Source organism: Mycobacterium sp. EPa45, from assembly GCF_001021385.1.
In the GTDB taxonomy this organism is placed as follows: Bacteria; Actinomycetota; Actinomycetes; order Mycobacteriales; family Mycobacteriaceae; genus Mycobacterium.
Window position 1 is genome coordinate 5,914,564 of the sequence record NZ_CP011773.1, and the last position, 18,601, is coordinate 5,933,164.

Genomic DNA, 18,601 nt, shown 5'->3' on the forward strand with positions numbered 1-18,601 from the left:
CGCTCACTTCCGCGTCTCCTCCTGCGATGAGGCGAAACAACCGGCCGTCCTCGCGACAACGGCGCCGACCGCCGCCCCGGCCAGGACGTCAGTCGGATAGTGCACGCCGAGCACCAGCCGCGACAGGGCCATCGCGGGCACCACCACCAGTGGCAGTCGCGAGCGGGTGGCTCGGCTCAGCAGCATAGCGCCGGCGGTGGTGGACGTGGCGTGCGCAGACGGAAAGCTGAGCGCGCTGGGCGTACCGACATTGACCGCGACCGCCGGGTGACTGGGCCGGGCGCGGTGCACCACCAGTTTGATCGCGATCGCGGCCGCGTGCGCTGCGACGGCACCGACGCCGACCAGGATCCAGTCTCGTCGCCGCTTCGGCATGGCGAGCGCACCCAGCGCCGATAACGCGATCCAGCCCTGGGCATGCTCACCGAAATGCGACATCGCCCGCGCCACCTCGATCACCTGCGGGGTACCGAGCGTGGACTGCACGGCGACCAGGGCGGCGACTTCGCCGGTCGCCGGCGGCGCGACGGGTTCGGCGTCAGGCATGGGTGGAGGAGTTCTGGATGAGCACCGTTTCCCACTTCTCCTTGCTGGACAACACCGGCAGCGCGTCTCGATAAACCTTGCGCATCCGGTTGAACTTGCGGGCCAGTCGCAGCTGACGACGCGTCGAAGCACGCAGCAGTGCAAACATTTTCGCGCGATCACGCTGCCGGTAGACCACGCCGCGGCCGTCGGCGGTGGTGACTGTGACACCGTCGACCCGCGACAGCGAGAACCACCGGGCGTCCTGGGTCGCCACATTGATCTGCGGCCGCTGGTGATGCACCGGGTCGTGCGGCCGGAGCTGGTGAGCCACTCCGCGGGCGAGGCGCACCGAGATCGACAACGGATTCGTCGGGATGCTCACTTTCTTACGCCAGCGCTTGTCCGACGGAGTGGGCAGCGTGGTGGCACTGGGCAGCACGACGGCGTCCGGGTACTGCGACCGCAGCTGGCGCACCTCTGGCAACGCGGCCTCGAGGATCGAGAAGATGTGCTCGGGCCCGGCGAGGAAGTCGTCCATCGCCTTGTTCTGAATCGCGACCGTCGAATACTCAAGGCAGAGAAGGTGTTTGAGGGTCGCCTTCATGTGGCTGGCGATCAGCCCACGGACGTTGCCGTCCCAGTGTAGGGCGGCGACGACCAACCGGTTCCGCAGGTGGAAGTAGGCCTGCCAATCGATGGCGTCGTCCTTGTCGCTCCACGCCATATGCCAGATCGCCGCACCGGGCAGTGTGACGGTGGGGTAGCCGTGTTCACCGGCCCGCAGGCCGTAGTCGGCGTCGTCCCACTTGATGAACAGTGGCAGCGGCTGGCCGAGCTCCTCGGCGACCTGCCGCGGGATCATGCACATCCACCAGCCGTTGTAGTCGACGTCGATCCTGCGGTGCAGCAACTTGCTGCGGTATTCCTCTTCGTCGTTGAGCGGATACTTGGCGAAGTTGTGGTCGTACTCGGTGTTGACCGCGTTGGTCCACATGAAATTCTGCGAGTCGACCATCTCACCCATCACGTGCAGGTGCGAGGGCTCCTGCAGGTTGAGCATCTGTCCGCCGACCAGGGTGGGCGTCTTGGCGAAGCGGTTGAGCGCCAACGCCCGCAGCACCGAATCCGGCTCGATGCGGATGTCGTCGTCCATGAACAAGATCTGTTCGCAGTCGGTATTTTTCAGCGCCTCGTACATCACCCGGCTGTAACCGCCCGAGCCACCGAGGTTGGGCTGGTCGTGGATGGACAATCGGTCACCGAGCCGTTCGGCGGCCGCCGCAAAGCCGGGATGATCCTTGGCCTTGGAAGTCCCCTGGTCGGTGACGATGACCGCACTGATCACAGTGTCCACCAACGGATCCGAGGTCAGCGCCGCCAGTGCGTTGACGCAGTCCGCGGGCCGGTTGAATGTCGGTATTCCGACGGCGACACTGGCCCGGCCGGGTGCCGCCACCGGCGCGTACCAGCCTGCGCTGTGCACTGTGACCTTGCTGTTGCTGGTGATGTCGAACCAGATCCAGCCGCCGTCTTCGAACGGGCCGAGGTCGATCTCGAACTCCGCGGCCGTCGGGGTTGTCGCATCCACACTGCCGACCTCGGTGCCGCCCACGGTGATTCGGGCTCCGGTGGCCTTGGACCGGTAGACGTCGACACGGGCCGAGCCGGTGAGTTCGACGCGCAGCACCACCGACTCGAGCATCGACCAGCGCCGCCAATAGCTGGCCGGGAAGGCATTGAAGTACGTGGCGAACGACACCTCGGACTCCGCGCCGATCTCCAGCGTGGTGCGGGTGGGCGCGTGCGCCCGGCGCGCATTCGTGTCGGACTCTTCGATATAGAGCTTGCGGACGTCGAGCGGTTCGCCGGGGCGCGGGAGGATCACCCGGCTCAGGAGACTGACGGCCTTGGTTTCACCGGCCGCGATCGGACCGGACGGAATCTCGCTCATTCTGTGCTGCTTTCGGTCAGCGGAGTCCCGTCGCGCAGGTGTGGCGCCAGGATGTTGTCGTACATGTTCAGCGCGCTGGCGATCGCCATGTGCATGTCGAGGTATTGGTATGTGCCCAGCCTGCCACCGAAGAGCACCTTCTTCGCGGATGTCTCCTGACGGGCCCTGTCCCGATAGGAGGCCAGCAGCGCGCGGTCGGAGTCGGTGTTGATCGGGTAGTAGGGCTCGTCGTCATCGGCGGCGAACCGGGAGTATTCGCGCATGATGACCGTCTTGTCGGTCGGGTACTCGCGCTCGGGGTGGAAGTGGCGGAACTCGTGGATGCGGGTGTACGGCACGTCGAGGTCGTTGTAATTCATGACGGGTGTGCCCTGGAAGTCACCGGTCTCCAGCACCTCCAGCTCGAAGTCCAGGGTGCGCCAGCCCAGCCGGCCGTCGGCATAGTCGAAGTAGCGATCCAACGGCCCGGTGTACACCACCGGGGCATCAGGGCTGGCGCTGCGCAGTTCGTCGCGAACATCGAACCAATCGGTGTCCAGGCGCACCTCGATGCGGTCGTCGACCGCCATGTTCTCCAGCCACTTCGTGTAGCCCTCGACCGGCAGGCCCTCGTAGGTGTCGTTGAAGTAGCGGTTGTCGAAGGTGTAGCGCACCGGGAGGCGGCTGATGACGGCCGCCGGCAGTTCGGCGGGATCGGTCTGCCATTGCTTGGCGGTGTAGCCCTTGACGAACGCCTCGTAGAGCGGGCGCCCGATCAGTGAGATGGCCTTCTCCTCGAGGTTGGCGGCCTCGTCGGTCTTGAACTCGGCGGCCTGTTCCTGGATCAGCCGGCGGGCCTCGTCGGGCGTGAAGTACTTGCCGAAGAACTGCGCCACCAAGCCGAGCCCCATCGGGAACTGGTAGGCCTGCCCGTTGTGCATCGCGAACACCCGGTGCTGGTACCCGGTGAAGTCGGTGAACTGCCGGACGTAATCCCACACCTTCTGGTTGGAGGTGTGAAACAGGTGGGCACCGTAGCGGTGGATCTCGATGCCGGTCTGCGGCTCAGGCTCGGAGTATGCGTTGCCGCCGATGTGCGACCGGCGTTCGACGACCAGTACCCGCTTACCGAGCTGGCTGGCCACCCGCTCGGCGATGGTCAGGCCGAAGAAGCCGGAGCCGACGACGAAGAGGTCGAAGGAGCCTGGAGCGGTCCCGGAATTAGAAGAGCTCATCGGCGCCTAGGTTATCGGACCCGGGCGGTGTGACCCGCATCGCAAGCCCGGGCGCCGATGGGAAATCACGTGCGCTCGTACCGATTCAAGGTCGCAATTGGCTCACGATTCCGCATCGTCACTCTAGACACACCAGTCACACCCTTACCATCGATCACGTTGGCTTCGGTTCCGGCGCACGGCCGTTTTCGGGGCTCACGAAGTAGTCAGACACGAAACGTTGTCTAGATATTGAGGAGACTTCCGTGCCTAACCGCCGTCGACGCAAGCTCTCGACAGCCATGAGCGCAGTCGCCGCAGTGGCCGTCGCAAGTCCTATTGCCGCTATTGGTGTGGTCGAGCTGACCGCGACCCCGCAGAAGGCACCCGAACAGCGCGAGTTCGTCCGCGCTGCGGTGGTGACCGATCTGCCCAACGAGTTGATGTCCGCGCTGCAGCAGGGCCTGTCGCAGTTCGGGATCAACTTGCCGCCGCTGCCGACCGGGTTGAGCCCGGCCGGTGCCCAGCCCGCGCAGGCGGGCCCGGCGCTGACCACCCCGAGTCTGGGCGCGCCCGGACTCACCACGCCGAGCCTGACCACGCCCGGTCTCACCACCCCGAGCCTGACCACACCCGGTCTCACCACACCGAGCCTGACCACGCCCGGACTCACCACCCCGAGCCTGACCACGCCGGGTCTCACCACACCGAGCCTGACCACGCCGGGTCTCACCACGCCGAGCGTCAGCACGCCAGGGCTCACCACACCCAGCCTGACCACGCCCGGACTCACCACACCGAGCCTGACCACCCCGGGGGCCACGGTGCCGTCGGCGTCGGCGTCGCTGACCGATCCCGGGTTGACCAACCCGGCGCTGACGACCCCGCAGCTCGGGGCCGGCACGCCGTCGCTGGCCACGCCGGGCTTGACCAGCCCGTCGGCGACCGGCCTCGGGCTGCCCAACGAGGTGCCGATCAGTGCGCCCGCGGCAGGGACGTACCCGATCCTCGGGGGCGATCCCTCGCTGGCCATCCCCAGCGCGCCGGCTCAGTCCGGCGGGATCATCAGTGATCTGAGCAGCGCCGCCAACCAGCTCGGCGTCGGGCAGGCCATCGATTTGCTCAAGGGCGTGGTCATGCCGTCGATCACCCAGGCCATGCAGAGCGCCTCGTCTGCCGCCGCCGCTGCCCCCGCGGCAGCCCCAGCTCCGGCCGGTTAACGAAGACCTGCGTCGGAACGGCACCGCAGGGTGGGTCAGGCCGCTAGGTCAGTGAACCCGGAGAGGCCCCTGCGGTGCCGTTGCAGGCTTCTGATGTCACTTTCTTCACACTGGCCCGTGTCGAAACACTGGTATCAAAGGGCACATACGTAACATCGCCTTGTGTTGTCCCGCCGACCTGCGCCGACGCTCGTGTTCACTGCGATCGCGGCGACCGTCGTGATCTTGCCGTGGGCGGTCACCGGCGTGCCCGGCTCCCAGCCCTCGGATGGACCGAAGGCCGCTGACACGGTTCTCGCGCAGCAACCGCTGACCGGAGTGGGTGGCGGAGTGACGGTCCGCGAGATCAGCCAGCAGAAACCTTTCTCCATGGTCGCCCTGACGGGGACCGACCTGACGGGAACGTCAGCCCGGGTGCGCGCGAAGCGACCCGACGGTTCCTGGGGTCCGTGGTACGACGCCGACACCTTGGAGTCCAACGCCGACGACAGCCAGCGCGGCGGTCCGCGCGGCACCGACCCCGTTTTCGTCGGGACTACGACGTCGGTGCAGATCGCGGTCACCCGGCCGCCCAATGCACCGGTCACCACCGCTCCGCCGGAGACCGGACTAGATGCCGGCAAGGAACTCGGCTACGTGCCCGCCACCGCCGAACAGCCTTTTGCACAGAATATTTCGGCGGTCTTGATCACCCCACCCAAGGCGCCGGTCGATTCACAGTGGCAGCTGCCGACGGCGGCGTTGGGACCGGGTCAGCCGCCGAACATCATCAGCCGCGCCCAGTGGGGTGCCGACGAGCACATCCGTTGCGGTAACGCCGCCTACGGCAACGGGATTCGGGCCGCGGTGGTCCATCACACCGCGGGCAGCAATGATTACGCGCCCGAGGACTCGGCCGAAATCGTGCGCTCGATCTACGCCTATCACACCCGCACCCTGGGCTGGTGCGACATCGCGTACAACGCGTTGGTCGACAAGTATGGCCAGGTGTTCGAGGGCCGGGCCGGCGGTATCACCAAGGATGTATTGGGTTCGCACACAGGCGGTTTCAACACCGACGTGTGGGGCGTATCGATGATCGGGGATTTCGAGGAGGTGCCGCCCACCGAAATCCTGGTCCGAACGGTCGGCAGGCTGCTCGGTTGGCGGCTGGGCCTGGACCACGTCAACCCGACGGGCACGGTGATGCTGCGGTCGGCCGGCAGCGACTACACCTTCTTCCCCGCCGGGGCGACGCCCACACTGCCCACGATCTTCGCCCACCGTGACGTCGGCAACACGGCGTGCCCGGGCAACGCCGGCTATGCGGCACTCAACCAGATCCGCGACATCGCATCGAGATTCAACCGGCCACCGGACCTGATGGACTCGCTGCGCGGCGGCGCGATCCTGGCCAAGTGGGAAGCCATGGGCGGCAAAGACAGTCCGCTCGGGATGCCGACCACACCGGAGGCGGCGGCCGACGGCAATGCGCGGTACGTGACATTCGAACACGGCGCCATCTACTGGTCACCGACCACCGCCGCGCAGCCGCTGACCGGTGCAATCTACGAAGCCTGGGCATCGCTGGGCTACGAGCGCGGTGCCCTGGGCCTGCCGACCAGCGGTGAAATTCAGGAACCCGAATGGATCGTGCAGAACTTCCAGCACGGAACGCTCAACTTCGACCGGCAGACCCACAACGTGTTGCGGGTGGTCGATGGGCTCACCCTGGTGATGCCGCCACCCCCCGCCGACGGGCCCCCGGTGCAGCTGGAGCGGTTCAGCCGAATCACCAACCCGGTGACCTAGCTAGAGCCACCAACGTTCGAGGACTCGCGCCAGCCCGTCGTCGGAGTTCGGTGCGGTCACCTCGTTGGCGGCCGCGACCGCATCGGGGTGGGCATTGCCCATCGCGACGCCGAGGCCGGCCCAGCGCAGCATCGGGACATCGTTGGGCATGTCACCGAACGCGACCACCTCATCGGCGGCGATACCCAGGGGTCGGGCGATGTGTTCGACGCCCGTCGCCTTACTGGTCCCGGTCGGGTTGATTTCGATCAAGCCGTTATTGGTGGAGTAGGTGATATCGCCGTGAGGCCCGATGTGTTCGGCGAGCGCGGCCGCCATATCCGCACTGCGGGCACCGGCCTTACGAATCAGGAGCTTCACTGCGGGTGCGCTGAGCAGGTCCTCGATCGCAACCTCGGTGTTGTCCGGGTTGAGCCAGGCGTGCTCGTATCCCGGTGAGCTGACGAATTGCGGTGTCGCCGAGTCGTGCGCGCTGCGGCCGACCCGCTCGACGGCCAGGCCCGCATCCGGGATCACCCGAGTAGCGATGTCCGCGAGCTCGCTGAGGACCTCGATGCTCAACGTGCGCGCGGAGATGATGCGGTCCTGCTCGGGGTCGTAGATCACGGCACCGTTGGCGCACACCGCCATCGGCGCGAACCCCAGCTCTTCGACGATCGGCGGGATCCACCGCGGCGGGCGGCCGGTGGCCAACACGAACTGAACACCCGCGGCCACCGCGGCCTGCACCGCGCGGCGGGTGCGCGCGGTGACGTGCTCGTCCTCGTCCAGAAGGGTGCCGTCCACGTCGGTGGCGATCATCGCGGGCAGCATCAACGGTGTTCCGTTGCGCGGCGCGCACGTTCGGCCAACTCGGCCTCGTCGAGTTTCTTGGCCTCCTCGAGGGTGGGCGCCCCGCCCCCGAGTTCCGCCGGCACCCAGTACTCACCGTCCGGATGCGGATACGCCGTCTGCACCTCACGCAGGATCGTGCTCATCTGCTCTCTGAGCGTCGCTTCCAGTTCCGTTGCCGTGCCCACCGGCGGCAGCGGCCGACCATATCGGACGGTGAACGGAATCCCGTTGCGTCCCAATTGTTTCGGATGATCCTTGGTCCACACCCGGTGGGCTCCCCAGACAATGCAGGGGACGATGGGCACCTGTGCCTCCAGCGCCATGCGCGCGGCTCCGCTCTTGAAGTCCTTGAGTACGAACGCCCGGCTGATCGTTGCCTCGGGGTACACCCCGACGAGCTCACCCGCCTTGAGCCGGCGCACCGCCTCGGCGTACGCGTCGGCACCGGCCTGCCGGTTCACCGGGATTGTGCCGGTGTGCTTGATGAGGAAGTTGACCACCCGCACGTTTTGCATCTCCGCCTTGATCATGAATCGGATGCGACGCCTGCGCCGCCGGGTGCCGAGCGCGGCGGGCAGGAAATCGACGTAGCTGGTGTGATTGATTGCGACAACGGCGCCGCCGTGGGCGGGGATGTTGTCGAGACCCTCGAATGTGATCTTGGTCCCCGCCGCCCGGACCGCCATCGAGGCTGCGATCTCCAGGGTGCGGAAAACGGGTTCCATGCTGGCTACCCCGGCGGCCCTGGGGGGTCCGGGCGCTCGGCCCGCCTGGCGGCTTTCTCGGCGGCCTCGGCGGCGTCCATGGCGGAGGCTTCGGCCAGCGTCGGAGCACTCCCGCCCAACCGCCGCGGCACCCAGAATTCGCCGGGCGGGTAAGGGCCGTAGTCGTCCTGTACGCGTTCGAGCAGATGTTGCATGCGCGAGTGCAGCAGCGCGGTCAGCTCATTGGCCGGCAGCGTCGGCTCGATGGGCTCGCCGACCGCGATCGAGATCGGCACCTTGGGACGCCACATCTTGCGCGGGTGCCCCTTGGTCCAGATGCGCTGGGCGCCCCACACGATGTGCGGGATGATCGGCACGTCGGCTGCCAGAGCCATCCGCGCCGCCCCGGACTTGAACTCCTTGAGCTCGAAGCTGCGGCTGATCGTCGCCTCGGGATAAACACCGACCAGCTCCCCGGCCTTCAGCGCCAGGCACGCCGCGTCGAAAGAGGCGGCGCCGCTGGCCCGGTCCACCGGGATGTGGCGCAAGCTGCGCATGATCGGGCCGGTGGCCTTGGCGTCGAACACCTCGCGCTTGGCCATGAACCGCACCTTGCGGCCGTGGCCCTGCAGATAGGCAGGCAGTCCGGCGAAGGTGAAGTCGAAGTAGCTGGTGTGGTTGATCGCCACGACCGCCCCACCGGTGGCGGGCAGGTTCTCGACGCCGGTGACCGTGAACTTCAAGCCCTGCACGCGCCAGATCAGGCGGGCGAGCTGAATGACCGTTCCGTATACCGGTTCCACAGCGGTCAGCCTATCTCGCGAACTTCCGGCAGCTAAGCTCGTGGCGGGTACAGCTACCACGGAAAAGGGGATTTGTGCAGGTCACCAGCATCGGCCATGCCGGTTTTCGGATTGACACAACGGCGGGAAGCATTCTGTGCGACCCGTGGCTGACGCCTGCGTATTTCGGCTCGTGGTTCGTCTTCCCCGACAACAGCGGCCTGGACTGGGCTGCACTGGGTGACTGCGACTACCTCTACGTTTCGCACTTGCACAAGGATCACTTCGACCCCAAGTTGCTCGCCGAGCACGTCAACAAGGACGCCGTGGTCTTGTTACCGGACTTCCCGGTGCCCGACCTCAAGCGCGAACTCGAAGCGCTGGGCTTTCACTCGTTCTACGAGACGGCCGACTCCGTCAAGCACCGGATCAGTGGACCAAAGGGCGAGCTGGACGTGATGATCGTCGCGCTGCGCGCCCCGGCCGACGGGCCCATCGGCGACTCCGGGTTGATCGTTTCCGACGGCACCACGACGGTGTTCAACATGAACGACTCTCGGCCACTGGCGGTGGACGTACTGGCCGAGGCCTTCGGCCACATCGACGTGCACATGCTGCAGTACTCGGGCGCGATCTGGTATCCGATGGTCTACGACATGCCCGAGCGTGCCAAGCAGTCGTTCGGCACTCAGAAACGGCAGCGTGGAATGGACCGCTGCCGGCAGTTCATCGCCGATGTCGATGCGACCTGGGTCATCCCGTCGGCAGGCCCGCCGTGCTTCCTGGACCCCGAGCTGCGCTACCTCAACGACGACCACGGCGATCCCGCCAACATCTTCCCCGACCAGATGGTGTTCCTGGACCAGATGCGGCGGAACGGCAATGACGGCGGTCTGCTGATGATCCCCGGTTCGGTGGCCGATTTCACTGGGCGGGAATTGAATTCGCTGGAGCACCCGATCCCCACCGTCGAGGTCGAGGCGATCTTCACCACCGGCAAGGCCGACTACATCGCCTCCTACGCCGAGCGGATGGCTCCGGTGCTGGCCGCCGAGAAGGCCCGGTGGGCGCCGGCGACAGGCGAGTCACTGCTGGAACCGCTGCGCGCGAAGTTCGAGCCGATCATGCTGCAGAGCGACCAGATCTGCGACGGCATCGGCTATGCGGTGGAGCTTCGGCTCGGGCCCGAGACTATCGTGCTTGACTTCCCGAAACGCGCTGTGCGCGAGCCGATTGCCGACGAGAAGTTCCGTTATGGCTTCGAGATCGCACCGGAACTGGTGCGGACGGTGCTGCGCGACGACGAGCCCGACTGGGTCAACACCATCTTCCTGTCCACCCGGTTCCGGGCGTGGCGGGTCGGCGGCTACAACGAGTATCTGTACACCTTCTTCAAGTGCCTGACCGATGAGCGGATCGCCTACGCCGACGGCTGGTTCGCCGAGACGCACGACGACACCAGCGACGTGGAGTTGGGTGGCTATAAGATGCAACGTCGGTGCCCGCACCTGAAGGCTGACCTGTCGAAATTCGGCGTGGTGGAAGGCTCGACGTTGACGTGCAATCTGCACGGCTGGCAATGGAATCTGGAGACCGGACGATGCCTGACGACCAAGGGTCACGAGCTGCGGTGTTCCCGGCAATGAGCGCCCCGCCACAGCAGCACTACGACGACGGCCTGGTGCAACTGGATCGCCACGCATTGACGTTGCGGCGCTACCACTTTCCATCGGGCACGGCCAAAGTGATTCCTCTGCAGTCGATTCGCGGTTACAAGTCCGAGCCGCTGGGGTTCTGGATGCAGCGCTTCCGGCTCTGGGGCAGTTCGGATCTGCGACGCTGGCTGCCGCTGGACATCTACCGTCCGGTGAAGTCGACACTGGTGACGTTGGATGTGCCCGGCACCTATCCGAGTCCGGCGTTCACCCCGGTCAAACCGCGCGAGTTCCTGTCGGTTCTGGACGAACTGCTCGGGCGGTAACGCCTACACATCACGATCTTCGCCGAGATCGACGAAATGCTGCGATCGACTCGAACTTTCCCTGCCAAACGTCGGTTTGGGCGCGGGGATACGAAAGACTAGGGCTGCCAGACCAGCTGTCGCAGTTCGGATGCCGCGTCGCTGTCGGTGTCATAGACCCGCACGATGGCCTCGTCACCGGGCTGCAGATACGTCGATTCGCCAAGCTTCGTGTAGCGGGTGGCGCCGATTCCGATGAGCACCCGCTGCGGGCGCCCGCACGCCACCATCAACGCGCCAACATCTTCCAAAGGCGTATCGGGAGAACCCTTTTGGTTCGCCAGCCGCTCGACGATCCAGTCCAGCAGCACCTCGCCATAGTACGAGTAGCCCAAAAGCGGGCTGTCGACCCCGTATTCGTGGTGTACGCCGTCGGCAGTACGCAGATGGCACAACAACCGCAGTGTCGCGGTCGGCCCGTCCGGGGTGAGGTCGTGGGTGTCGAAGAACTGCTGCGCAACGCCTTTAGATGCCGGGCCCCAGTTCTTCTTGTAGCTGATCTTGGGTGCGTTCGGGCGGCGGATCGAGCAGTCGTTGAACGCTCCGAGCGCGAAGGGCCGCAGTGTGACCACGGTGTCGCCCTCCCACACCACGTCACAGGCCAACCCGACCTCGGGCTCGATCTGCAGGTTCAGCGGGCCGCCATCCTCGGCGCCTTCCGTGGGCACGATCAGCGCGTCGTGGGACAGCGGGAACTCCCCCAAAAAGCTGTCGTGACCGGGCGCGTACCAGGGGAAGATCCCCTTGGGCGCAGCACCCTCGCTGGCGACGTTGACGAAATCGACTGCTTCACCGGCTTGTTCGAGGTGGCCGGCGAAGTTGCCGGCGACGCCGAAGCCGAACCAGCTTTTGACCTCGTCGAGGTCGAGTTCGATCACGGTTGCAGGACCTCCGTCCCCACGTAAGGCACCAGGGCGGCGGGAACACGCACGCTGCCGTCAGGCTGTTGATGGTTCTCCAGGATCGCGACCAGCCACCGCGTTGTGGCAAGCGTCCCGTTGAGCGTCGCCGCAATCTGCGGCTTGCCGTTCTCGTCGCGATAGCGGGTGGCCAGCCGGCGGGCCTGGAACGTCGTGCAATTCGACGTCGAGGTCAGCTCGCGATAGGCCTGCTGGGTGGGAACCCATGCCTCGCAGTCGAATTTGCGCGCCGCCGATGAGCCGAGATCCCCGGCGGCCACATCGATCACCCGGTAGGGCACGTCGATGAGCTCGAGCATCTGCCGCTGCCAGCCCAGCAGCCGCTGGTGTTCAGCCTCGGCGTCCTCGGGGCGGCAGTAGACGAATCCCTCCACCTTGTCGAACTGGTGCACCCGGATGATGCCGCGGGTGTCCTTGCCGTAACTGCCGGCCTCACGGCGGAAGCAGGACGACCACCCGGCGTAGCGCAGCGGACCGCTCGACAGGTCCAGGATTTCGTCGGAGTGGTAGCCCGCCAGCGGCACCTCGGAGGTGCCGACCAGATACAGGTCGTCGTCCGCGAGGTGGTAGACCTCGTCGGCGTGGGCACCGAGGAATCCGGTGCCTGCCATCACCTCGGGCCGCACCAGCACCGGCGGGATCATCAGCGTGAAGCCGTTCTCGGTCGCCACCCGCACCGCCAGCTGCAGCAGGCCGAGCTGCAGCAGCGCGCCGCGACCGGTCAAGAAGTAGAACCGCGACCCGGACACCTTGGCGCCGCGCTCCATATCGATCAGCCCGAGCGATTCGCCGAGTTCGAGGTGGTCCTTCGGGTTCGCCATGTCCCGCGGCTGACCGACCACGTCGAGAACGACGAAATCGTCCTCGCCGCCGGATGGAACGCCCGGGATGATGACGTTCTGAATGCCCAGGTGAGCGGCGGTGAACGCCGCTTCGGCCGCGGCCTGCTCGGCTTCGGCCGATTTGACCTGCGCGGCAAGCTCTTTAGCGTGTTCGAGCAGCGCGGGCCGCTCGTCCGGTGAGGCCGAGCCGACCTTCTTACTGGCGGACTTCTGCTCGGCCCGCAGTGAGTCGGCCTTCGATATCGCCGCCCGACGGGCGGTGTCGGCATCCAGCAAGGCGTCGACGAGGCCCGGGTCCTCACCACGGCTGAGCTGGGACCGCCGTACCGCATCGGGGTCGTCGCGCAGCAGTTTCAGGTCGATCACGCCCGCAACCCTAGCTATTGGCGTCGGCCGCCGCGTCGGCCCCTCCGGCCGATCGCACAGCACAACCCCATAACAGTACAACTGCATCACTTGTCACAGACCTCGGCGCGCCTGCCACAATAGAGGCGATGCTGCAGTTATCCGAGCACGAGGACGTGACGCCTGAGCTGCCCGAACCGGGCGCGCCGAGGCGAACGTTCCTAGGCACTTTCCAGGCCACGTCGACCCGACGGGCGCTGTTGCTGACCGCGCTCGGCGGCCTGTTGATCGCCGGTGTCGTCACCGCTTTGCCGATCGGCTACAACAACCGGCTCGCCGGGTACGCCGGCTCGGACCCGTTGTCGGGAGCAAAGGGCACAGCAGCCTTCGCCAACGCCAAATCCGGTAGCTGCCTGACGTGGCCGGACAAGAGTCCGGACGCGGCCACCATCGTGGACTGCAAGGGCGACCACAAGTTCGAGGTCGCCGAATCGGTCGACATGCGCACCTACCCCGGGACCGAGTACGGGCCGAACGCCGCGCCGCCGAGCGCCGCGCGGATTCAGCAGATCAGCCTCGAGCAGTGCCAGCCGGCCGTCGAGCGCTACCTCGGCACCAAGTTCGACCCGAACAGCAAGTTCTCGGTAAGCATGCTGTGGTCCGGTGACAAGGCGTGGAAGCAGGACGGCGAGCGGCGCATGCTCTGCGGTCTGCAGCTGCCGGGGACCGACAACCAGCAGACTGCCTTCAAGGGTCGGGTGGCCGAGATCGACCAGTCCAAGGTCTGGCCTGCCGGCACCTGCCTCGGCATCGATCCGCCCACCAACCAGCCGAATGACATCCCGGTCGACTGCGGCGCCCCGCACGCCATGGAGGTCACCGGTGCGGTGAACCTGGCGGAGAAGTTCTCCGGCGGGCTGCCCTCGGATGCCGAGCAGGACGCCTACATCAAGGATTCCTGCACTCGGATGACCGACGCCTACCTCGCGCCGCTGCAGCTGCGGTCGACCACGCTGACCCTCATCTACAGCACGATCGCGCTGCCCAGCTGGACCGCGGGCAGTCACCAGGTGGCTTGCAGCATCGGCGCCACCCTGGGCAACGGCGGCTGGGCGACCCTGATCAATCCCGCCAAGGGGGCTCTGCTGATCAACGGCATGCCCCCCATCCCACCGCCGGATATCCCGCAGGAGCGGCTGAGCCTTCCGTCGATCCCGCTGATGCCGGACGTTCCGACGACGCAGTACTCGCCGTCGACCACCGACAGCAGTAGCAGCGGGTCGAGCCAGTCCACCCAGTCGACCCAGACCCAGCACCTGCCGCAGCAGCAGACCCAGGCGCCCACGTCGACTGCGGCACCCACCACGGCCGCCGCGGTGCCGCCGCCGACCGACGGCAACGTGGTCAACGGGGAGCCGGTGCCCGCTGGCCCGCCGGCGCCGGCGCCGGGTGCGCCGCCGATGGACGGGCCCCCGCCGGCCGCTGGTCCGCCGCCCGGGCCGGCCGACGCCCCCGTTCCGCCGCCGGCCTAGTGCCCGTCCGGATGGAGCCGGCGCGGTTCGAGGAATTGGTCGGCGACGCGCTGGATTTGATTCCGCCCGGGCTGGCCAAGGCGATCGACAACGTCGTGATCATGGTCGAGGATCACCACCCGGACGATCCAGAGCTGCTGGGCCTCTACGAGGGAATCGCCCTCACCGAGCGTGATTCGAGCTATGCCGGATCACTTCCCGATACCGTCACGATCTATCGGGCGCCGCTGCTCGACATGTGCGACACCGAAGCAGACGTAGTCGAGGAGGTCGCGATCACCGTAATCCACGAGATCGCACACCATTTCGGCATCGATGACGACCGGCTGCACGAATTAGGTTGGGGCTGAACGACGTCAGCGTTGCGGGTCACCCTGCCACGTGAAGCTGTTCACGTACTTGCCCATGTCCTGGGCGATCTGCAGGTTTGCCCCCGACGGTAGGCCGGGCCCGAAGTCCGGGCCGAACGCGTGATACGGACCGGTCGCGCCCGCGACCAACGCCAGATCGTTCTTGATCGACACCAGCAGCACCGTGCGAAGCCGGATGTAGCTGTTCGACGTGCCCTGCGGCCAGGTGTCGGCCACCTCCCCGTATCCGGGCTGATAGCCGACCATCGCATTGGGGATCTCGTAGGCGATCTTGGCGTCGGGGAATTTCTTTCTCAGCAGGTCGCGGGCGATGGTCTGCGGATCGCGTCCATTGGCCGGTTCGGAAAACAGCTGCAGCACACCGGTATCCCCGCCGGTGAATTTCGCGGTCACGCCGTTGGCCTGGGTGGAGACCTCATAGGCCGAATTCGGTGTCGGATACGACACCGAGAACGATCCGTCGGGCGCAGTGAAGCGGGGCAGACCCGTCACCGGTGTGCCCATCGGTGGAGCACCGCATTCCGGCGGGCACATGTAGCGCGGAACCTTCTTGGTGACCGACAACGACACCCCGACCAGAATCAGGGCGACGACGACGATCCCCGCCGTCCACAGCCCGATCGTGCGGCTGAATCGGGTATGCCGAATCTCCGGGGCGACGTACATGCCCGCCGGCAGTGCGTAGCCGACGAACTGCTCCGAATCGGAAGCAGCCGAAGGTGTGGTCACGACCCCTCCGCGGCGACCTGCCGCACCGGGCGCAGCTCGCGCCGCTCATGTCGCGACGCACGCGACGACGCCCTGGTCGCCACGCCACACGCCGGACAGAAGGCCATGTCGGGCACCACGTGCTGACAGTGGATGCACAGTATCGGCTCGTCTTGCTCGATCGGATCGTGAGCCTCATGAATCAGCGCCAGCTGCAACCCGATTCGCAGCAGCACCAACACCACCGCCGTCATGACGAGGTGAACCGTGAGCATCCGGAGTTGCGGCATCCCCATGATGTCGGTGACCGCTACCCCGACGTGGATGAGCACGACCACGATGGCCAGGACGAAAAGCAGGGCACGGATCCGGCTCGGGCGCTCGTGGGGGTTGGAGTTCTGGCCCTTGAACCACAAGGCGATACCGATCATGCCACCGGCCGCCGCGGCGGTGAGTGGAATCGTCACCCCGCACAGCAGAGCTTCGACGATGAGCCCCTTGATTGGCCGGCTGCGCGCCAAGAGCCCGGTGGCGAACTGCGGAGCCAGCCGGGTCAGAGTCGCGCCGGCGGCGAAGGTCAATGCCGTCAGCGCACCAACCACGAAGCCGTCCAACGATTCTCGTGAGTTTGGTCGCAGCAGGCGCACGAGAACGATGGGCACCAGCATCAGCACCATTCCGCCGGCGGGAATGATGATGCCTTCACGCACGAGGTGGTGAATGGCCATGCCTGCGGCCATCGGGACGCCGTAGGCGCGGGCGACCATCTGGCCGGTCAACAGCGTCCAGCCCACACCGAGTGCCGCGCCCAGCGTGCCGGCCAGCGCCAAAGACCATGGCGACATGTCGCGATAGACCGCCGATTCGGCGAGATACAGCACGAACAACAGCGGCAGGCCGAGCGCCGCGACCGTGATCAGCGCGGCCGGCATCTTGACGACGGCGAAGACGACGAGGCCGAGCAGGATGAGAGCCAGCCCTACCCGGAACGGCGTGCGCGAGCGCTGTGGCAAATGAGGGAACAGCGAGCTGGCGATCGCTGGCAGCAACACGCTTTCGCCGGGCGACGCGCCGAAGGTGTCGCCGCGCAACCGGGCCAACCAGCGCGGCCCCCGCCGGTGTTCGTCGGTGGCGTGGGCACCGCAGTAGCCGCAGAACGCTCCGGCCGGGACGTCGATCTGACAGACCGAACACTCCATCTTCGGGACGTCATCGATCCCGTTCTCCGGCGAACTCATCCGACCACCTTCTGAGTCACGAGAATATTCTGCGCGAGGTTCTCGACATTCGGAGTACCCAGGCCGGTCACCAGGTCGTATCCGGGCCCGGCGTTGGCCACGGCGTTGCCGCCCAGAACGACGTCCCGAAACGCGGGCAGCGGTGTGCCCTCGGCGATGGTGTACAGCACCGGGTTGATGTTGCCGATCAGTGAGCCACCCTTGTCGACCACGAACTGGTTCATCAACGCGGTCAGCCCGGCCCAGATGGGCGCCGCCAGCGACGTGCCACCACCGACGATGACCTGCTGGTTGAACACGATCTGCACACCGGTGAAGGGGTCGGCGACGGCCGCGATATCGGGGGTCAACCGCTTCCCGTCACCCTTGGGGGCGGTGAGGTTCTGCTGCCACTCGGGACGTTCGAAGAGGGCCGACACTCCCCCGCCGGTGCCCTGGGACAGCGGCGGGTCGAACCAGGACTGCTCGGCCAGCCAGTCGCCCTTGGCGTCGGTGGACACCGTCGTGCCGCCGACGTCGGTCATCTCCGGCATCGAGGCCACCGCGTCCAGCCCGACATCGTTGTCGCTCGGCGGGGCTGACCATTCGTCGCCGCCCTTGCAGTCGAGTCCGGCCAAGTCGCCGCTCGCGTCGTACGCCGTGGTGCCCGACCGGTGCGCAGCCGACAGCGCCGCGCGCACCGGCACCAGGTCGGCGGCGGTGATGAGCTTGTCGCAGCCCCAGCCGATCGAGAAGCTCCACACCGCGCCCGGATACGTGCGTTCGGTGTCTTCCATCAGTTTGGCGATCTTCTCGTAGGACCCGTCGCCCTCGACCGTGGACCGCGCGTTGACGAGCACCTTCTTGGCGTCGGGGGCGATCGCGTGGACCGCCTCGAGGTCCATCGTCGCCTCGCCGCGGCGCGCGGGTGGCATGCCGCCCACCACGTCCGGGGTGAACTTCGGCAAATTGAAGGTCGTCGCGAAGGTGTCGAGGTCGGCCTGATCGAACCCGTCGAATGCGAAGACGACGACCGTCGTGCCCTTGCCCCTATACCCCTTGTCGTGCAATGGCATCGCGTTGTAGGTGCGTAAGAGCGCGCTGGGGCTCAGCCCTTGATCCGGCACCTCGAGCGGCAGCATCCAGGTTTTGGATTCGCGGTGCGGCGTGTAGCCGAGGATCCGGCCGAGGCCGGCCACCTCCACATCGAGGGCCTGCGGAACCGATGGCTGTTGGGGCGAGGCGTAGAACACCTGGCCGCGCTTACCGCGGTAGTCGTGAACGTCCACATCGAAAGCACCGGACACCGCGTCGGGCGCGCCTTCCAGGATCGCCCAGCGGTCGCCGGGACGCCATCGCACTGAAAGGCCTTGTTGGACAGCCCATCCCATGAGAAGGTCCGGGCGAGAGTCGTCACGCAGTGCGGCAGTCAGCTGAACGTGATCGGTGCGCGCCGGGCCGAGGTCGACGGAGCTGGCAAGCAAAGACGCGTACGGGCCGCTGATCGCACCACTGTCGGCGGGCGCCGGCGAACGGTGCAGATCAACGACCAGCACGACGGCAGCGGTCAGCATCGCCGACAGCGCCACCACAGACAGCACCCGGAGGCGTTGAACCCCGATCACTGTCGGTGGCGGGCTGAG

General features: G+C 66.6%; 17 protein-coding genes. 6 read left to right on the forward strand and 11 right to left on the reverse strand.

Annotated elements, in window-relative coordinates; all coding sequences use genetic code 11:
* Positions 1 to 3: 3 nt before the first annotated feature.
* From AB431_RS28105 to glf, 3 genes are read right to left on the reverse strand one after another with little or no spacing between them, the layout of a single operon-like run.
* The gene (locus tag AB431_RS28105; protein WP_047332714.1) at positions 4 to 546 is read right to left on the reverse strand and encodes a phosphatase PAP2 family protein; all 543 of its coding nucleotides are present in this window, start codon (positions 544 to 546) and stop codon (positions 4 to 6) included.
* On the reverse strand, positions 539 to 2,479 hold the full coding sequence (locus AB431_RS28110) for a glycosyltransferase (RefSeq protein WP_047332715.1): 1,941 nt from the start codon (positions 2,477 to 2,479) through the stop codon (positions 539 to 541). Before AB431_RS28110 ends, AB431_RS28105 begins: the two co-directional genes overlap by 8 nt.
* Positions 2,476 to 3,693, reverse strand: a complete 1,218-nt coding sequence (glf, locus tag AB431_RS28115) for a UDP-galactopyranose mutase (RefSeq protein ID WP_047332716.1) — start codon at positions 3,691 to 3,693, stop codon at positions 2,476 to 2,478. The genes AB431_RS28110 and glf overlap by 4 nt, the downstream gene beginning before the upstream one ends.
* A gap of 245 nt (positions 3,694 to 3,938) precedes the next feature.
* On the opposite strand from glf, the gene AB431_RS28120 reads away from it, so the two are divergent.
* Positions 3,939 to 4,892 carry an exported repetitive protein Erp gene (locus tag AB431_RS28120; protein WP_047332717.1) on the forward strand — a complete coding sequence of 318 codons (954 nt, stop codon included), beginning with the start codon at positions 3,939 to 3,941 and terminating at the stop codon, positions 4,890 to 4,892.
* Positions 4,893 to 5,054: 162 nt separating this feature from the next.
* Entirely contained in the window at positions 5,055 to 6,683 is a 1,629-nt protein-coding gene (locus AB431_RS28125; RefSeq protein ID WP_047332718.1) for an N-acetylmuramoyl-L-alanine amidase, read from the forward strand.
* On the opposite strand, the gene AB431_RS28130 is transcribed toward AB431_RS28125, so the two are convergent.
* The 3 genes from AB431_RS28130 to AB431_RS28140 are packed head-to-tail and all read right to left on the reverse strand — an operon-like array spanning position 6,684 to position 9,024.
* Positions 6,684 to 7,496, reverse strand: a complete 813-nt coding sequence (locus AB431_RS28130) for a Cof-type HAD-IIB family hydrolase (RefSeq protein WP_082135828.1) — start codon at positions 7,494 to 7,496, stop codon at positions 6,684 to 6,686.
* Entirely contained in the window at positions 7,496 to 8,242 is a 747-nt protein-coding gene (locus AB431_RS28135; RefSeq protein WP_047332720.1) for a 1-acyl-sn-glycerol-3-phosphate acyltransferase, read from the reverse strand. The genes AB431_RS28130 and AB431_RS28135 overlap by 1 nt, the downstream gene beginning before the upstream one ends.
* Positions 8,243 to 8,247: 5 nt before the next feature.
* The gene (locus AB431_RS28140) at positions 8,248 to 9,024 is read right to left on the reverse strand and encodes a 1-acyl-sn-glycerol-3-phosphate acyltransferase (RefSeq protein WP_047332721.1); all 777 of its coding nucleotides are present in this window, start codon (positions 9,022 to 9,024) and stop codon (positions 8,248 to 8,250) included.
* Positions 9,025 to 9,098: 74 nt separating this feature from the next.
* Between AB431_RS28140 and AB431_RS28145 the strand changes: the two genes are divergently transcribed.
* Together AB431_RS28145 and AB431_RS28150 are read left to right on the forward strand one after the other, a co-directional pair.
* On the forward strand, positions 9,099 to 10,649 hold the full coding sequence (locus tag AB431_RS28145; RefSeq protein WP_047332722.1) for a Rieske 2Fe-2S domain-containing protein: 1,551 nt from the start codon (positions 9,099 to 9,101) through the stop codon (positions 10,647 to 10,649).
* Complete coding sequence (locus AB431_RS28150; protein ID WP_047332723.1) at positions 10,646 to 10,984, forward strand: hypothetical protein; 339 nt, start codon at positions 10,646 to 10,648, stop codon at positions 10,982 to 10,984. The genes AB431_RS28145 and AB431_RS28150 overlap by 4 nt, the downstream gene beginning before the upstream one ends.
* Positions 10,985 to 11,082: 98 nt before the next feature.
* On the opposite strand, the gene AB431_RS28155 is transcribed toward AB431_RS28150, so the two are convergent.
* Together AB431_RS28155 and serS are read right to left on the reverse strand one after the other, a co-directional pair.
* Entirely contained in the window at positions 11,083 to 11,901 is an 819-nt protein-coding gene (locus AB431_RS28155; RefSeq protein WP_047332724.1) for a DUF5718 family protein, read from the reverse strand.
* A complete protein-coding gene (gene serS, locus AB431_RS28160; protein ID WP_047332725.1) occupies positions 11,898 to 13,151 on the reverse strand; it encodes a serine--tRNA ligase in 1,254 nt (417 codons plus the stop codon). Before serS ends, AB431_RS28155 begins: the two co-directional genes overlap by 4 nt.
* Positions 13,152 to 13,279: 128 nt before the next feature.
* On the opposite strand from serS, the gene AB431_RS28165 reads away from it, so the two are divergent.
* On the forward strand, positions 13,280 to 14,662 hold the full coding sequence (locus tag AB431_RS28165) for a septum formation family protein (RefSeq protein WP_047332726.1): 1,383 nt from the start codon (positions 13,280 to 13,282) through the stop codon (positions 14,660 to 14,662).
* Entirely contained in the window at positions 14,662 to 15,012 is a 351-nt protein-coding gene (locus AB431_RS28170; RefSeq protein ID WP_047332727.1) for a metallopeptidase family protein, read from the forward strand. Before AB431_RS28165 ends, AB431_RS28170 begins: the two co-directional genes overlap by 1 nt.
* 6 nt (positions 15,013 to 15,018) lie before the next feature.
* Here AB431_RS28170 and AB431_RS28175 read toward each other — a convergent pair whose 3' ends face one another.
* The 3 genes from AB431_RS28175 to AB431_RS28185 are packed head-to-tail and all read right to left on the reverse strand — an operon-like array spanning position 15,019 to position 18,532.
* A complete protein-coding gene (locus tag AB431_RS28175) occupies positions 15,019 to 15,699 on the reverse strand; it encodes a hypothetical protein (RefSeq protein ID WP_047333876.1) in 681 nt (226 codons plus the stop codon).
* Positions 15,700 to 15,758: 59 nt separating this feature from the next.
* A complete protein-coding gene (locus AB431_RS28180; RefSeq protein WP_047332728.1) occupies positions 15,759 to 16,979 on the reverse strand; it encodes a zinc ribbon domain-containing protein in 1,221 nt (406 codons plus the stop codon).
* On the reverse strand, positions 16,976 to 18,532 hold the full coding sequence (locus AB431_RS28185) for a S53 family peptidase (RefSeq protein WP_052960492.1): 1,557 nt from the start codon (positions 18,530 to 18,532) through the stop codon (positions 16,976 to 16,978). The genes AB431_RS28180 and AB431_RS28185 overlap by 4 nt, the downstream gene beginning before the upstream one ends.
* Between the last annotated feature and the right edge of the window lie 69 nt (positions 18,533 to 18,601).

Excerpts from the sequence above, each read along its gene's own strand:
- AB431_RS28180 (WP_047332728.1), bottom strand. The coding sequence starts at position 16,979 with ATGAGTTCGCCGGAGAACGGGATCGATGACGTCCCGAAGATGGAGTGT.
- AB431_RS28105 (WP_047332714.1), bottom strand. The coding sequence starts at position 546 with ATGCCTGACGCCGAACCCGTCGCGCCGCCGGCGACCGGCGAAGTCGCC.
- AB431_RS28150 (WP_047332723.1), top strand. The coding sequence starts at position 10,646 with ATGAGCGCCCCGCCACAGCAGCACTACGACGACGGCCTGGTGCAACTG.
- AB431_RS28110 (WP_047332715.1), bottom strand. The coding sequence starts at position 2,479 with ATGAGCGAGATTCCGTCCGGTCCGATCGCGGCCGGTGAAACCAAGGCC.
- glf (WP_047332716.1), bottom strand. The coding sequence starts at position 3,693 with ATGAGCTCTTCTAATTCCGGGACCGCTCCAGGCTCCTTCGACCTCTTC.
- AB431_RS28130 (WP_082135828.1), bottom strand. The coding sequence starts at position 7,496 with ATGCTGCCCGCGATGATCGCCACCGACGTGGACGGCACCCTTCTGGAC.
- AB431_RS28135 (WP_047332720.1), bottom strand. The coding sequence starts at position 8,242 with ATGGAACCCGTTTTCCGCACCCTGGAGATCGCAGCCTCGATGGCGGTC.
- AB431_RS28185 (WP_052960492.1), bottom strand. The coding sequence starts at position 18,532 with ATGCTGACCGCTGCCGTCGTGCTGGTCGTTGATCTGCACCGTTCGCCG.
- AB431_RS28165 (WP_047332726.1), top strand. The coding sequence starts at position 13,280 with ATGCTGCAGTTATCCGAGCACGAGGACGTGACGCCTGAGCTGCCCGAA.
- AB431_RS28175 (WP_047333876.1), bottom strand. The coding sequence starts at position 15,699 with ATGTACGTCGCCCCGGAGATTCGGCATACCCGATTCAGCCGCACGATC.